Origin of the sequence: Azospirillum halopraeferens DSM 3675, from assembly GCF_000429625.1 — a bacterium.
GTDB lineage: Bacteria > Pseudomonadota > Alphaproteobacteria > Azospirillales > Azospirillaceae > Azospirillum > Azospirillum halopraeferens.
In genome coordinates, this window is record NZ_AUCF01000020.1 from 37,617 (window position 1) to 51,446 (window position 13,830).

The window sequence follows — 13,830 nt, forward strand, 5'->3', positions numbered from 1 at the left end:
GCTCACCCCGCCGCCCGCCGCACCGTGCGCGAGGGGGGCTCGCCGTATTGCGCCGCGTAGTAGGCGGAAAAGCGGCCGAGGTGCCAGAACCCCCATTTCATGGCGATCTCCGACACCGTCGCCCCGCCGGCGGTGCCGGACGCCAGGTCGCGGCGCGCCCCGTCCAGCCGGCGCTGGCGCAGCCAGGTGCCCGGCCCGACACCGACCGACGCCAGGAAGGCGCGGCGCAGCGCCTCCCCCGACACCCCCAGGCGGCGGGCCAGCTCGGCGGCGGTGACGGGCTCCTCCGTCTCGGCGGCGACCAGATCGCGGGCCCGCCGGAACAGCCGGAAATCGGCGCCGGTGGCGGAGTCGCCGGGGCGGCCGGCGGCGGCGATGCGGCCGAACAGGTGGGACAGCTTGTCGGCGACCAGACCCACCAGCACCGGGGCGTGCTCCGCCGCCCCCGGCACCTCCGCCACCGCGGGCCCCAGCAGCAGCGACAGGAACCAGGCCCCGGCCATCTCCGCATCGGGAAAGCTGCGGGCGACGCACAGCGGCTCGGCCGGCCGGGGCGGCGGCTCCGGCAGGCGGGCGTCGTCGACGGTGACGATCAGCAGATCGCTCGGCCCGTCCACCGCCACATGGATGTCGGCCCCGCCCTTCAGCATCATCACGCTGTCGTCGGCGAGGCGCGCGGCGTTGGCACGGCCCAGCGCCCCCGGCGCCAGCGGCTGCACGAACACGGTGTGGCCGGGGGGTGCCGCTACCCGTTCCTCCACCGCCACTCCCACCCGTTCGCGGGCGATGGTCAGCCCGGGCAGGCGCAGCGACTCGATCGATCCGCGGTAACCGCCCGGCCGCAGGGGCATGTAGCGCTGCGACCACCCATCAAGTCCGCGCTCCTGCTCGCACGCGTCCGTGTATTCCCGACGACTGAACTGCAACGACCGACTCCGAACGGTTCCCTGCGAAGCGGAAGCATCGGCGTAAGCCTATTATTTCGTCAAGTCCCGTGAGTGCTTATAAAATGTGCAGACATATCCGGGAAAACCGGATAGCGCCGCTCCGGTTGCCGGGCGTACCGTCTTTGGCATTCCAAGCAGGGAGGCACCGACGTGGTCCATTTGGAACGAATTGCCCTGTGCGCCCTGCTGGCCGTCGCCGGCACCCCGGCCCTGGCGCAGCAGGCGGAGTTCACACCGGAGCAGCTCACGGTCAGGGACGCCATCGACCCCGGCCCGAACGTTCTGGTCTATCAGCAGGAATGGAAGGGCGCCGGGTCGATCGCCGTGTTCGGCAAGAACGACCTTGCCTTCAAGGGGCTGATGACCAGCGGCATGATGGGGCAGATGGTGGTGGCCCCGGACGGACGGCGCGCCTACGGCCAGTCCACATTCATGAAGCGCATCGTCTACGGCGACTTCGAACAGGTGGTGCAGATCTACGACGTGCCGACCCTGTCGGTGGTCGGTGAGATCGCGCTGCCGCCCAAGGCCGCCATGACCCTGGGGTACGAGCCGATGTTCCGGCTCAGCGCCGACGGCGCGTTCCTCTACGTGCAGAACGGCACCCCGGCGGCGTCGGTGACGGTGGTCGACACGGCCAAGGGGACGGCCGTGCAGGAGATCCCGACGCCCGGCTGCTGGGGCATCTACCCGTCCACCGCCGGCCACGCCTTCTCCACCATCTGCGGCACCGGCACCTTCCAGACCTTCGCCCTGTCGGCGGAGGGCACGGTCACCGGGAAGACGCAGAGCGCGGCGATCTTCGACGTCGACACCGACCCGATCTTCATTTCCGGCGCGCGGGTCGACGGCGATCTGGTCTTCGTGTCGTTCAACGGCACGCTCCACCGCCTGTCCGATGCGGACGGCACGGTGAAGGCCGTGGCCTCCCGCAGGATCACCGACGGGGTCGAGGGGGCGTGGGCGCCCGGCGGCTACAACCTGATCGCCTACGCGGCGAAGGCCGGCGTCCTCTTCGTGGGCATGCACGCCAACGCCGGCGACGGCAGCCACAAGAACCCGGCGGAGGAGATCTGGGCCTACGACGTCAAGGGCGGCACGGTGCTGTCCCGCTCCCCCGTGGAGCACATCGCGTCCCTGACCGTCAGCGACGACGACGCCCCGGTGCTGTTCGGCCTGTCGGAGGAGCCCAAGCTCTACCGCTTCACCAGCGATCCCGCGGCGGGCTTCACCCTGACCGCGGCCGGCACCGCCGCCATCACCGGCTTCGCCTCGGTCGCCGCGGTGACGCCATGACGGCCGACGGCTGGACCGGCCTGGCCGCCGGCACGGCGGTGGTGTTCACCACCCTGCTGTTCGCCCGCGCCGCCCTGCACAAGCTGTGGGACTTCACCGCCTTCACCGGTTACGTGGCCGATTACCGGCTGGTGCCCGACGGGCTGTCCCGCGCCGCCGCCATGACAGCGCTGGGTGCCGAGCTGCTGTGCGTCGCCGCCCTGGTGGTGCCCGGCGGGCAGGCGGCGGGGTCGCTGCTGGCGGTCGCCCTGCTGCTGGGCTACGCCGCCGCCATGGGGGTCAACCTGCTGCGCGGCCGCGACCGCATCGAGTGCGGCTGCGGCGGTGCGGTGCAGCCCCTCGGCCGCGGCTTGCTGGTGCGCAACGGCGCGCTGGCCGCCGTCGCCGCCGTCGGATTGGGTGGCGCCCCCTACGCCCTGCCGGCCGGTGCCGCCGTCGCCACGCTGCTGGCCGGCGCCACCCTGTGGGTCGGCTACGTGCTGGTCGAACAGCTTCTCGCCAACGCCGCCTATCTGCGGCGCCGCGCCTGACGCGGCCGTCCGCATCGGAGGAATAGGGACATGGATACGGTAACCATTCTGACGTTCGCCCTGGGCGTGCTCTGGCTGGTGGTGATCGCGCTGATCATCGCCCTGTTCGCGCTGGCCCGCCAGGTCGGGGTGCTGTTCGAGCGGATCGCGCCCATGGGCGCGCTCATCAACGATTCGGGCCCGCGGGTGGGCGAGGCCACGCCGCGGTTCGCCCTGCCCAGCCTGACCGGCGGCACCGTGACCATCGGCCCCGGCGCGGAGCGGTCGACGCTGGTGTTCTTCGTGTCGCCGACCTGCCCGGTGTGCAAGAAGCTGCTGCCGGTCCTGCGCTCGGTGCGCCAGAGCGAGCGCGCCTGGCTGGACGTGGTCCTGGCCAGCGACGGCGAGGAGGAGAAGCACCGGCGCTTCATCGAAACCGCCGACCTCAAGGCCTTCCCCTACGTGGTGTCGACCGAGCTGGGGCTCGCCTACCGCGTCGCCCGCCTGCCCTTCGCGGTGCTGATCGACGGTGCCGGCACCGTCCGCTCCAAGGGGCTGGTGAACACCCGCGAGCAACTGGAAAGCCTGTTCAACGCCCACGAGATGGGTGTGGCCTCGATCCAGAGCTATCTGGACGACGCCGCGGCGGCCCGCACCTGACCCGCACGAGAGACGGAGGATCGACGTGACCAATCTGTTCGACGCCATCCTGGACCGCTTCGACCGGCTGACCGAGCGGGGCACCCGTGCGGTCGCCAAAACCAGCGGCCGGCGCAGCTTTCTCGCCCGCGCGGGGTCGGCCATGCTGGGCGGTGCCATGATGCCGCTGCTGCCCTTTGACCGCACCTTCGGCCAGGCCTTCGCCGCCACCCCCGGCGGTGCGGTGGACGAGGCTCTGCAATGCGAGTACTGGCGCTACTGCGCCCTGGACGGCAACCTGTGCAGCGCCTGCGGCGGCTCGCTGACCCAGTGCCCGCCGGGCTCCGAGGCGTCCAAGGTGGCGTGGGTGGGCACCTGCCGCAACCCCAACGACGGCAAGGACTATCTCGTCTCCTACAACGACTGCTGCGGCAAGCCGATCTGCGACAACAGCCCGTTCTGCCTGACCTCCAAGGGCGAGCGGCCGGGTTACCGCATGGGCCTGCACAACGACATCAATTGGTGCATGGCCAACACGTCCAAGGGCTACCATTGCACGGTGGCCGTGCTGGTCGGTCTGGCGGAATGAGGCGGCCGGCCCGCGTACCCGCGGTGATGGCGGCGGCGATCACGGCGGCGGCGGTGTTCGCCGCCCCGGCCGCGGCCGCCGACGGCGCCCGGGTCTTCGCCGAGGTCTGCGCCGCCTGCCACCAGGACGGGGGCGTCGGCGCCCCCGGCCTGGCGCCGCCGCTGGTGGACGCGCCGCTGTGGCAACGCCTCGGCGACGCGGCGCCGGCCTATGTCGCGGGCGTGCTGCTGGGCGGTCTGTCGGGCACCATCGAGGTGGCCGGGGAGCGCTACATCGGTCTGGTGATGCCGCCCCAGGACGCGCTGGACGACGCCAGCCTCGCCGCCGTCGCCACCTATGTGCTGCGCGACCTGAACGGAGTTGCCGTCAGCGTGGACCCCGGGGTGATCGCCGGCCTGCGCGGCGCGATCCCCTCGCACGGCGCGCTGCGGACGATGCGCAAGGGAGGGTGAGATGGAGGGCGATCCGATGCACCGCCGCCCCGGAAAGCGCCGACGGCCGGCGGCCGTCCCGTTCCTGGCCGCGGCCCTCGCCGCGGCGCTGACGGCGGGAACGGCACCGGCGACGACGGCCGCTGCCGCCGCGGAGCTGAAGCCGCGCACCAACTACATCCTGCGCTGCACCGGCTGTCACGGGATGGACGGGGCCGGCCTTCCCGCCGGCGGCATCCCGGACTTCCGCGATTCCGTGGGGGCGTTCACCGGCGACGACGAAGGGCGCACCTACCTGCTCCACGTCCCCGGCGTGATCGGCGCCGGCCTCACCGACCGGGAGATCGCGGCCGTCCTCAACTTCATCATGGACACCTGGGCCGGCCGGTCGCTGCCGGACGACTTCCGCCCCTTCACCGGCGGCGAGGTGACCGAGCGGCGCGCCCGGCCGGTGGAGGACGTGGTGGTGCTGCGCCGCTCCATCGTCGCCCGCCTGCGCGAGCGCGGGGTGGAGACGGCCGACTACCCCTGGCCGTAACGGCCGCCCGCCTACCGGCCCAGCCCCATGCCGCGGGGCGGCTGGCGGGCGGCACGCAGGCTTTCCGCCGCCTGCGCGGCTTCGGTGAGGGTGAAGGCGAAGGTGCCGAAGTGCATCAGCGCGTCGGTGACGCAGTAGGGACACCAGGCGCGGTCCACCTTCGGCATGGTGTGGAACAGGTACTTAGCCGCCACCGCCGCCTGTGCACCGGCGAAGACGGCGGCCAGCATGGGCAGCCAGGGTCGGGTGCGCACCCGCTCCGGCGGGCCGGCGGCGGCCAGCATCAGGTTGCCGGCGTGCATGGCCAGCGTGATCGGCCCGTCGGGCATGCCGTAGCCCCACGCTTCGTCGCTGGAATTGACCTTCGCCGTGTCGAAGTGCGGCCGGCGCACCGGCGGGTCGGGCAGGCGCCGGAGCAGGCCCGTCTGATAGAGCGTGACCGCCGCCATGCTCGCCATGCCGATCAGCGAGGTGGCGACGGTGGCGCGGCGCAGCGCCATCCCGGTCCCGCCGCGGCGCCGGATGCGACGGCGCAGATCCTGTGGCGGCAGCGGACCGGCCAGGGTGCGGTGCATGGCCTGCTTGACGTCGTGCATGATGGCGTTCCTTCCCCGCGGCGGTCTCCCGCTCCAACAGCCGGCCGCCGCGGAAGGTCACGGGCAGCGCCCGGCGGAGCAGGGTGCCGGACAACGACGGATTTCCAAAGACCGGCGCAACGACTATGCTCGGCGCACGTCCGGCCGCTCTTCGGCCGGACGTCGCAGCCACGGAGGACAGCGGGTGCCGACCAGTCCGCACCGCCACGGGACCGCCACGGCGGCGTCGGCCCGCGCCGACGCGCGCGCCGCCACGGTCGGCCGCGGCAAGCCGAGCCTGCAATCGGTGGCGGTGGCGGCGGCGCTGGCCATGGCCTTCCTCGTCATCGGTTTGAGCTGGAGCATCGGCGGCGCCTTCCGGCAGGTGCTCGACGTCGCCGAAGAGGCGCAGACCGCCATCATCCCCCGCATCAACCGCCAGCAGGAGTACGCGGTCGTCGCCGCCCGCCTGGGCCAGCTCGCCGAAGCGGTGCTGAGCGCCCGTTCCTCCGAGTCGCGGCAGCGGGCCCTGGGGGAGGTGGAGACCCTGGCCGGCCGCTTCGCCACCGATATCGACCCCGCCCTGCTGACCCGCCTCAACCTGGCGGTGCATGCGGTGCGGCGCACCGCCGAACGGGCGGACCTGCTCGACACCCTGGGCGGCGGGATCGCGGCCACGCGGGACCGCGCCGATGCGGTGTTCCTGCGCGTCCTCGGCTCGGGCACGGCGCTGGCGGCGCAGGAGCCGTTCTTCCGCATGCTGGAGGTGCTGGGCGAAGCGGCGGCGGCCCCCGACCAGCCGCGGCTGGAGGTCCTGGAGGAGCGCTTCCGCACCCTGGCCGCCACCGTGCGCATCGCCCTGGCCACCTCGGAGGGGGCGGAGATCGAGGCGCTGTTCCGCGACATCGACGCCCTGACCGACCTGTACGTGCGCCGCCGCGAAATGCTGGTCAACGAGGCGGAGATGGCGCTGGAAACGGACAAGGCGCACGCGCTGCTGCGGGAACTGACCGAGAGCCTGCGCGCCGACGCCGCCTCGGGCACCGACCGCATCGCCGAGCTGCTGATCGACAACGGCCGCAACGGCATCCTGGTGGTGTCGGTCGGGCTGGGGGCGGCGGCGGCGGTGCAGCTCGCCCTGTTCATACTGCTGCGGACCCATGTGGTGCGGCCGATCCGCCTGGCCAGCGAGGCACTGGCCGAGGTCCAGCGGGCGCGCCGGGTGGTCCGGCTGCCGCCCGCCCGCTTCGCCGAGATCGACGCCATCACCAGCGGCGTCGAGCGCTTCGGTGAAGCCCTGGTGGACGCACACGAGTACGCCGACGCCCTGAAGGCGGGGGAGGCGCGCCTGCGCACCATTCTGTCGGCCTCGCCCTTCCCGGTGGTGATCGCCCGGGTGTCCGACGGCTCGGTGCTGTTCTTCAACCGCCAGGCGGAGGCCCGCTTCGGCGTCGACGGCGCCCGCCTGACGCTGACGCGCGATGCGCGCTTCTTCGCCGACCCGGCCGACGCCCACCGGCTGATGCGGCGACTGGAAGAGGAGGGGGCGGTCGGCGACCTGGAGATGCGGCTGCTGACGGCGCAGGGCCGGCCCTTCTGGGCTCTGCTGTCGGCGGTGGAGATGCGCGACGGGGACGAGCCGGCGTTCCTGGTGGCGATCAACGACATCACCCAGCAGAAACGGTCGGAGCAGGAGGCGCACGCCGCCAAGCAACGCGCCGAACAGGCGCTGAGCGACCTGCGCCACGCCCAGGAAACCCTGATCCAGTCGGAGAAGATGGCCTCGCTGGGGGCGCTGGTCGCCGGCGTCGCCCACGAGGTCAACACCCCCGTCGGCGTCGCCCTGACCGGCATCACCCACCTGGCCGACGCCACCCGTCAGTTCCGCGGCCGCATCGCCGAAGGGGCGGTCCGGCGGACCGATCTGGCGGAATACATGGACACCGCCGCGGAGGTCTGCGCGCTGATCGAAACCAACCTCCACCGCGCCGGCGAACTGATCCAGAGCTTCAAGCAGACCGCCGTCGACCAGACCAGCGAGGAGCGCCGCGCCTTCGACCTGAAGGACTATCTGGATGACGTGCTGACCAGCCTGCACCCGCGGCTGAAGAAGATGCAGCACGGGGTCGGCGTGCAGTGCCCCGAGGGGTTGATCGTCGACGGCTATCCCGGCGCCCTGTTCCAGGTCCTGACCAACCTGACCATGAATGCCCTGACCCACGCCTTTCCCGACGGTCAGGCGGGACGCATCGATCTGAGCGTGACCCGCTGCGGGGCCGACGAGGTGGAATTGCGCTTCACCGACGATGGCTGCGGCATTCCCGATGCCAACCGGCTGCGGATCTTCGACCCGTTCTTCACCACCAAACGCGGTGCCGGCGGCAGCGGGCTGGGCCTGCACATCGTCTACAACATCGTCACCAAGCGCCTGCGCGGCACCATCCGCGTGGAAAGCGAGGAGGGGAAGGGCACCACCTTCATCCTGCGCTTCCCGCTGCGCATGGCGCCTGCCGCGGGTGCCGACCGGCAGGACGCAGCGCCGGTGGCCTGATGCGGCCGGCGCAAACAGGGCGCGCGGGGAAAAGCCCCCGCGCGCCCCGGACACCCGTTTCCTGCAGGCGTTTACTCGGCCGTGCCGCCGCCCATGCCGCCGTCGACACCGGAGCCCTCGGCCCCCATGTCGGCGCCCGACGTGCCGCCGGCGGTCGCCTCGGGACCGCAGTTGGGACGGCCCGGCGGGCAGTGGGTGCCGGTCGCCGTCTGGTTCTGCTGCGGCGACAGCGCCGAGGTGCCGGCGCGATCGACGTTCGTCCCCGTGCCGGTCATGCCCGAGAGGTCGCCGGACCCGATGGTCTCGTCGTGCGGGCCGACCACGTTGCCGCCGACGGCCGTGTCCGACTGGGCCACCGTGCCCGCGCCGGCCGTGCCCATCGCCGTCCCGCCCGACAGGCCATCGCCCGCCGCCAGGACGGACCCAGTGCTCAGCACGAACGCCGACACCGCCGCGATCAGAAGGTTACGCATCGTCTGCTCCCACATGTGAAATCGGTCTGTGTTCGTTGGCGGAGCCGTTCGCGGCCCGCCCCGGTCCGCGGCCAAACAGTTGGTTCGCCGCGATCCCCGGCATCGGCCACCCGCGCCGGGCTCCGTTGTCGTCAACACGGGGAATCGGTGTCCGTCCCCTTTCGCAAAAGGGGTAACGGCACGCCGGGGAGCAGGGGGATAGAGGGACGCGCCCCCGTCAGGCGGAGGCGTCGGCGGCGTCCGGGGGAGCGGCGGACACGCCGTAGATCTCGTCCTCGGTGCGGCCGCAGCCCTGGCAGCGGCCGTCCTCACCGATCATGCACACCCCGATGCAGGGGTTCTCGTCATCATCCATCACGGTCGCCGCCAATCCACGCGGTGCAGGCACGCCGTGCCATGTGGCACCGGGCACGGCCCCGGTCAAGCCCCCGGCAGGGCGCGGCGCAGCGCCTCCTCCGGTCCGAAGTCCTGGCCGGTGGGCGGCGCGGCCAGGCGCTCCAGGGTCGCAATCACCTCTGCCGCACCGTCGTCGCCGCCGATGCCGGCGTCGCGCAGCGCCGCCGCGGTCCCGGCCAGGATGGTACCCGCGCGGTCGAGACCGTCGGCCGTCCGCCGTCCGTCTGCCATGTCCCCCGCCCCGTCGTCGATGGCGTGCAGCCGCCCGACGAGGTCATCGAACAGGCGCTTCTCCTCCTCCGCCTTCCGCAACCGGGCGGCGCCGTCGATCTGCGCCGCCAGGACCGTCTGGACCCGCCCCAGCCCGTGGCGGATGACCTGCGCCGCCTCGTTGGACTGCCGCGCCAGGTCGCGCACCTCGTTGGCGACGACGCGGAAGCCGTGGCCGTACTCGCCGGCCCGCGTCGCCTCGATCGAGGCGTTGAGCGCCAGCATGTTGGTGGCGGACATGATGCGCGCAACCGCGTCGATGGAGTCCTCCAGCCCGCGCATCTCGGCAGCGATCCGTTCGAAGCGATCGCCGTCGGCGGCGATCTCCGCCTCGCGCCGCTCCCGGTACGCGTCCAGGCCGGACAGCAGGGCCCGCCCCGCCGCCGCCCGGCGGTGGACGGTTTCCAGGGCGGCGGCGGACTCCTGCCGGGCGGCGGCGGCCAAGTCCGAAAGATCCGTCGCCAGCGCCTCCAGATGGCCGGCGGCGTCCGTGAAGGCGCCGGCGATGCCTGCCCGGCCGGCTGCGGCGGCCCGCAGACGGTCGGCCAGATCGCCGCACAGGCCGGGAAGGCGCTGCATGGCCTGCGTGGCCGCCGCGGCGGCGGCGGCGCATTCCTCGGCGAACCGCAGGCGGGCGGCGCACAGGTCCGCCGGATTGTCGGGCGGGTCGCCCGCGCCGTGCCGGCGCAGCAGACCCCGCCAGGTCTCGGCGTCCTCCACCAGCAGCGTGACCAGCCGGCGGGCGTCCGCCGCCGCCATGCGCCGGCCGCCGATCGTCACCCACTCGTCCGGCCGCAGGTTGAACAGAGTGGTGAGGGATGCCCGATGGCTTTCCAGGGCGTAGTATTGCAACGCCATGGTGACGATGATGACGCTGAGCATGCCCAGCGCCGCGGCCGGCCCCTCGGGCACGCCCAGGGCGTCCAGGGCAGCGTTCCAATAGGGGTTGAGCGTCACCACCACCAGCATCAGGGGCGCGCCGATCACACCCAGCAGCACCGCCTGGGCGCGGAAGAAGCCGCGACCGGTGATGCGGGCCCCCGCCGACTCCGCGTCCGTGGTTGCCGCCATCACCGTCCCCATCATCGCCGTCATGACGCCCACCGCCGCACCGTTCGACAACATTTTCGTAATATGCAAAATGCTGCGGCCCCGTGTCCTGCGTCACGGGGCCGCAATCGGTGATCTGAACGGTGGGACGGGGCCGCGGGTCAGCGGACTTCGGCGACGGTCCCCTGGTCGGGCAGAACGATCTCCACCCGTCGGTTGGACTGGCGGCCCGCGTCGGTGGCGTTGGTCGCGACAGGACGGGCGGCACCGTAACCGGCGATGGCGATGCGCTCCCGGCCGACCCCGCGGTCGATCAACGCCTGTTGCACCGCCGCGGCACGGTCCTCCGACAGGCGCAGGTTGACGGCGGAGGAGCCGGTGCTGTCCGTGTGCCCCTCGATGCGGACGGTGCGCCCGGGGTAGCGGTGCAGGAACTCCGCCAGACGGTCGATGCGCGTCAGCGCACCCGGCGTCAATTCGGCCCGGCCGGTGGCGAACAGCACGTCGCCCAGCGTCATCACCAGTCCGCGTTCGGTCTGTTCGGCCTGCAGGGCGCGGAGCTGCTGTTCCAGCGCGGTGTTGCGGGCCTCCAGGCGCGCGGTCTCGGCGCCGGCGACGGTGGCGCGGGCCGATCGCATGGCCGCGGTTTCCCGCGCCACCTCGGCCTGGCGGGCAGCCACGTAGGACCGGTGCGCCACCTCGTCGGCACCGTCGCCCGAGGACTGGGCGGCCTCGGCGGCGCGCAGGGCCGTTTCCGCCCGCCGCAGCTCCAGCGGGGCGCGCTCGGCCACCGCCGGATCGGTGGCGGCGGCCATGTAGGCTTCGCGCGCCTGCAACAGCGCCGTGGGGTTGCCGGGGTCCGACGCGCAGCCCGCGAGCACGCCGCCCGCCAGCAGGGCCGGAAGCACCGGTGCCAGGCGGAACGTCAACGCCATGTGGAGCCTCCTCCGATCGGGTTCGCGGGGGCCGGGGCGGCGGACCAGCCGCTGAGCGCCTGCGTCTCCCGGCTCACGGCCACGGCCGCCTCGCTGGCGGCCGCCTGCTCGGCGCGCACCGCGGCCAGTTCGGCGTCGGCGCGGGCCTGCTCCGCCAGCCGGCGTGCGGTGGTGCGGTGGTCGTCCTGCATGGCGGCGTCGGCGGCGGCCAGCTTGTCGCGCGCGTTCTGCAACTCGATCGGGGCGTGCTGCAGGGCGCCGGCGCGCTCGGCGGTGTCGATGGCCTGGGCGGCGGCGCCCATCTCGGCGGTGGGCGGCGGCGGGCCGCCGGCGCAGGCGGCCAGACCCAGCGACAGCAGGGCGGCGGCGGTCAGCGCGCGGCCGCCGCTCATGGTGCGGCAGCGTGTCATGGTTCGGCGTGTCCTTCGGTCCGTGCAGCCGGAAACGGCTTCCGCCGCCACCAACGTGGGTCCGGGGCGAAAGTTCCCGGCCCGCCGATGGTCCGCTTGACCCGCATCAAGACATCGGCGACGGATCCGGTGTTGATGGACGGGACCGGATGCCGCATTCCCCTGCCCAGCGAACGCCATGTCGACCACCCTCTATCTCCTGTCCGCCGCCGCCCTGTTCGCCGGGCACGCCGTGCCTTCGTGGCCGGGGGTGAGGCCGGCGCTGATCGCGCGGATGGGGCGCACCGGCTTCATCACCCTGCACTCGCTGCTGTCGCTGGTGACGCTGGCCCTGTTCGTCCACGCCTATCGGACGGCGGAGGTCTACGGCCATGTCTTCTTCCCCGCCGACGGGGCGGCGATGGCGGCGGTGGTGCTGATGCCGGTGGCGGTGTTCCTGGTGGTCGCCCGGCTGATGCGCCCGTCCGGCGAACCGCAGACGCCGCGGCCGCCGGCCGGCATCTACCGCATCACCCGCCATCCCGGCAGCATGGGCCTGCTGCTGTGGGCGCTTCTGCACCTGCAGGCCACCGGCGATCTGCGGCGGGTCATCCTGTTCGCCACCATGGCGGCCATCGCGCTGTTCGCCATCGTCAAGAACGACTGGGTGCTGCGCCACGCCGGCACGCCGGAGGCCGGCACCTTCCGCACGCGCACCTCCGTCATCCCCTTCGCCGCCATCCTGTCCGGGCGCCAGCGCCCGGTGGTGTCGGAGATCGGCGTCACCCCGTTCCTGGCGGCGCTGACTGCGTACGCCGCCCTGCTTCTCGCCCATCCCCGGGTCTTCGGGGTGGATCCCCTCTACTGGCTGCCGTGAGACGTCCGCCATGCCCAACGACACCGACTGGTTCGTCCAAGCCGAACGCCACTGCGGGGAAGCGCTCGACGTGCGCCCGCTGCTCGCCCGCGGCCAGGACCCCTTTGCCCGGGTGATGGAAGCCTCCGACCGGGTGGAGCCCGGCGCCTTCCTGATCCTGGACGCCCCCTTCGACCCGGCACCGCTGCGCCGCGTGCTGGCCGGCAAGGGCTTCACCTCGCTGGGGCGCGAGGTGGCGCCCGGTCACTGGCGGATCTGCTTCCGCCGCGACGGCGGCGAGGAGGCGGGAGCCGCCGCCGGCCCCGCCGCGCCGGTGCGCCTGCCCGGCGAAACCTGGCGGGAAGGGCATGTCACCCACATCGACCTGCGCGGCCTCGCCCCGCCCGGCCCGCTGACGGCGGTGCTGCGGCTGGTCGACGGCGGCGAGGCGGAGATGATCATGGTCCACCATGACCGCGACCCCGCCCTGCTCTATCCCGAGCTGGAAGCCCGCGGCTGGGAGTGCATGGCCCGCCAGAACCACGGGGACGAGATCCGCCTGATCCTGCGGCCGGCCCGCACCGCGCCCTGACCGGCGCCACGCCGCGGCCGGCGGCGGTCACCCCGGCGGGGCCAGATGGTCCAGCAGCGGCTCCTCGCCGGTGCGGCCCTGCCAGCGGTCGAACCACACCACCTCCGCCAGGGGCGTGCGGGACCGCCACCCCGCGGTCTCCAGTTCCGGCCGGTCGCGGAAGCCGGCGACGTAGCCGACGCAGAGATAGGCGATGGGCTGGATCTCCGGCGGAATGCCCAGCGCCGCACGCAGATCGTCGGGGCGCAGGATGCTGACCCAGCCGACGCCCACCGACTCCGCCCGGGCGGCCAGCCACAGGTTCTGCACGGCGCAGACCGCGCTGTAGAGGTCCATTTCCGGCTGGTGGGTCCGCCCGAGGACGACGGGCCCGCCGCGGGCGCGGTCGCAGGTGACGCAGATGCCCACCGGCGCCTCGACGATCCCCTGGAGCTTCAACGAGCGGTAGAGACGCTGACGTTCACCCTCGAACAGGGCCGCCGCCTCGTCGTTGGCGGTCGTGAAGGCGTCCAGCACCCGCCGTTTGACGGCGGCGTCCCGCACGACGATGAAGTCCCAGGGCTGCATGAAGCCGACCGACGGGGCGGCGTGGGCGGCGCCGAGGATGCGCGCCAGCACCGCGTCGGGCACCGGGTCGGGCAGGAACGGCCCGCGCACGTCGCGGCGCTGGCCGATGCACCGATACACGGCGTCGCGCTCGGCCTGCGAAAAGGCGGGGTCGGCTTGGGTCGGGCCGGTGTCCATGGCGGTCCCTTCGTGGACGTGCGGCGATCCTGGCACGGCGGGCCGCCGGT

The 13,830-nt window shown here is 73.0% G+C and carries 17 protein-coding genes; 9 read left to right on the forward strand and 8 right to left on the reverse strand.

The window, feature by feature from the left end:
* Positions 1-2 precede the first annotated feature (2 nt).
* On the reverse strand, positions 3-926 hold the full coding sequence (locus G472_RS37365) for a helix-turn-helix domain-containing protein (protein ID WP_156927165.1): 924 nt from the start codon (positions 924-926) through the stop codon (positions 3-5).
* 171 nt (positions 927-1,097) lie between these two features.
* On the opposite strand from G472_RS37365, the gene G472_RS33990 reads away from it, so the two are divergent.
* The 6 genes from G472_RS33990 to G472_RS38895 are packed head-to-tail and all read left to right on the forward strand — an operon-like array spanning position 1,098 to position 4,949.
* On the forward strand, positions 1,098-2,243 hold the full coding sequence (locus tag G472_RS33990) for an amine dehydrogenase large subunit (protein ID WP_051340966.1): 1,146 nt from the start codon (positions 1,098-1,100) through the stop codon (positions 2,241-2,243).
* On the forward strand, positions 2,240-2,773 hold the full coding sequence (locus G472_RS33995; protein ID WP_035692896.1) for a MauE/DoxX family redox-associated membrane protein: 534 nt from the start codon (positions 2,240-2,242) through the stop codon (positions 2,771-2,773). The genes G472_RS33990 and G472_RS33995 overlap by 4 nt, the downstream gene beginning before the upstream one ends.
* 30 nt (positions 2,774-2,803) lie before the next feature.
* Positions 2,804-3,412, forward strand: a complete 609-nt coding sequence (mauD, locus tag G472_RS34000; protein ID WP_035692898.1) for a methylamine dehydrogenase accessory protein MauD — start codon at positions 2,804-2,806, stop codon at positions 3,410-3,412.
* A 25-nt stretch (positions 3,413-3,437) separates the two neighbouring features.
* Complete coding sequence (locus G472_RS0117850) at positions 3,438-3,980, forward strand: methylamine dehydrogenase light chain (RefSeq protein WP_051340967.1); 543 nt, start codon at positions 3,438-3,440, stop codon at positions 3,978-3,980.
* Positions 3,977-4,432 carry a c-type cytochrome gene (locus tag G472_RS0117855; RefSeq protein ID WP_084536736.1) on the forward strand — a complete coding sequence of 152 codons (456 nt, stop codon included), beginning with the start codon at positions 3,977-3,979 and terminating at the stop codon, positions 4,430-4,432. Before G472_RS0117850 ends, G472_RS0117855 begins: the two co-directional genes overlap by 4 nt.
* 1 nt (position 4,433) lies before the next feature.
* Positions 4,434-4,949, forward strand: a complete 516-nt coding sequence (locus G472_RS38895; protein ID WP_029009467.1) for a c-type cytochrome — start codon at positions 4,434-4,436, stop codon at positions 4,947-4,949.
* Between the two features lie 11 nt (positions 4,950-4,960).
* Here G472_RS38895 and G472_RS37370 read toward each other — a convergent pair whose 3' ends face one another.
* Positions 4,961-5,545 carry a vitamin K epoxide reductase family protein gene (locus G472_RS37370; RefSeq protein WP_051340968.1) on the reverse strand — a complete coding sequence of 195 codons (585 nt, stop codon included), beginning with the start codon at positions 5,543-5,545 and terminating at the stop codon, positions 4,961-4,963.
* Between the two features lie 184 nt (positions 5,546-5,729).
* On the opposite strand from G472_RS37370, the gene G472_RS37375 reads away from it, so the two are divergent.
* A complete protein-coding gene (locus G472_RS37375) occupies positions 5,730-8,075 on the forward strand; it encodes a PAS domain-containing sensor histidine kinase (RefSeq protein WP_051340969.1) in 2,346 nt (781 codons plus the stop codon).
* Positions 8,076-8,146: 71 nt separating this feature from the next.
* On the opposite strand, the gene G472_RS0117875 is transcribed toward G472_RS37375, so the two are convergent.
* The 5 genes from G472_RS0117875 to G472_RS34020 all read right to left on the reverse strand — a co-directional run bounded on the left by G472_RS0117875 (position 8,147) and on the right by G472_RS34020 (position 11,609).
* Positions 8,147-8,548: a hypothetical protein gene (locus G472_RS0117875; RefSeq protein ID WP_156927166.1), complete on the reverse strand. Its 402-nt coding sequence runs from the start codon at positions 8,546-8,548 to the stop codon at positions 8,147-8,149.
* Between the two features lie 217 nt (positions 8,549-8,765).
* On the reverse strand, positions 8,766-8,903 hold the full coding sequence (locus tag G472_RS38195; protein WP_084536739.1) for a DUF1289 domain-containing protein: 138 nt from the start codon (positions 8,901-8,903) through the stop codon (positions 8,766-8,768).
* Positions 8,904-8,968: 65 nt separating this feature from the next.
* On the reverse strand, positions 8,969-10,309 hold the full coding sequence (locus G472_RS34015) for a methyl-accepting chemotaxis protein (protein ID WP_156927167.1): 1,341 nt from the start codon (positions 10,307-10,309) through the stop codon (positions 8,969-8,971).
* A gap of 116 nt (positions 10,310-10,425) precedes the next feature.
* A complete protein-coding gene (locus tag G472_RS0117890; protein WP_035692904.1) occupies positions 10,426-11,199 on the reverse strand; it encodes an OmpA family protein in 774 nt (257 codons plus the stop codon).
* Positions 11,190-11,609 (reverse strand): DUF4398 domain-containing protein, encoded by a 420-nt coding sequence (locus G472_RS34020; protein ID WP_051340970.1) that lies wholly within the window; start codon positions 11,607-11,609, stop codon positions 11,190-11,192. Before G472_RS34020 ends, G472_RS0117890 begins: the two co-directional genes overlap by 10 nt.
* 178 nt (positions 11,610-11,787) lie before the next feature.
* Between G472_RS34020 and G472_RS0117900 the strand changes: the two genes are divergently transcribed.
* Together G472_RS0117900 and G472_RS34025 are read left to right on the forward strand one after the other, a co-directional pair.
* Complete coding sequence (locus G472_RS0117900; protein WP_029009470.1) at positions 11,788-12,465, forward strand: NnrU family protein; 678 nt, start codon at positions 11,788-11,790, stop codon at positions 12,463-12,465.
* 10 nt (positions 12,466-12,475) lie between these two features.
* Positions 12,476-13,036 (forward strand): DUF2249 domain-containing protein, encoded by a 561-nt coding sequence (locus tag G472_RS34025; protein ID WP_051340971.1) that lies wholly within the window; start codon positions 12,476-12,478, stop codon positions 13,034-13,036.
* Positions 13,037-13,063: 27 nt separating this feature from the next.
* Here the strand turns inward: G472_RS34025 and bluB are convergent, their stop codons facing one another.
* Complete coding sequence (gene bluB, locus G472_RS34030) at positions 13,064-13,780, reverse strand: 5,6-dimethylbenzimidazole synthase (protein WP_035692906.1); 717 nt, start codon at positions 13,778-13,780, stop codon at positions 13,064-13,066.
* Positions 13,781-13,830 lie beyond the last annotated feature (50 nt).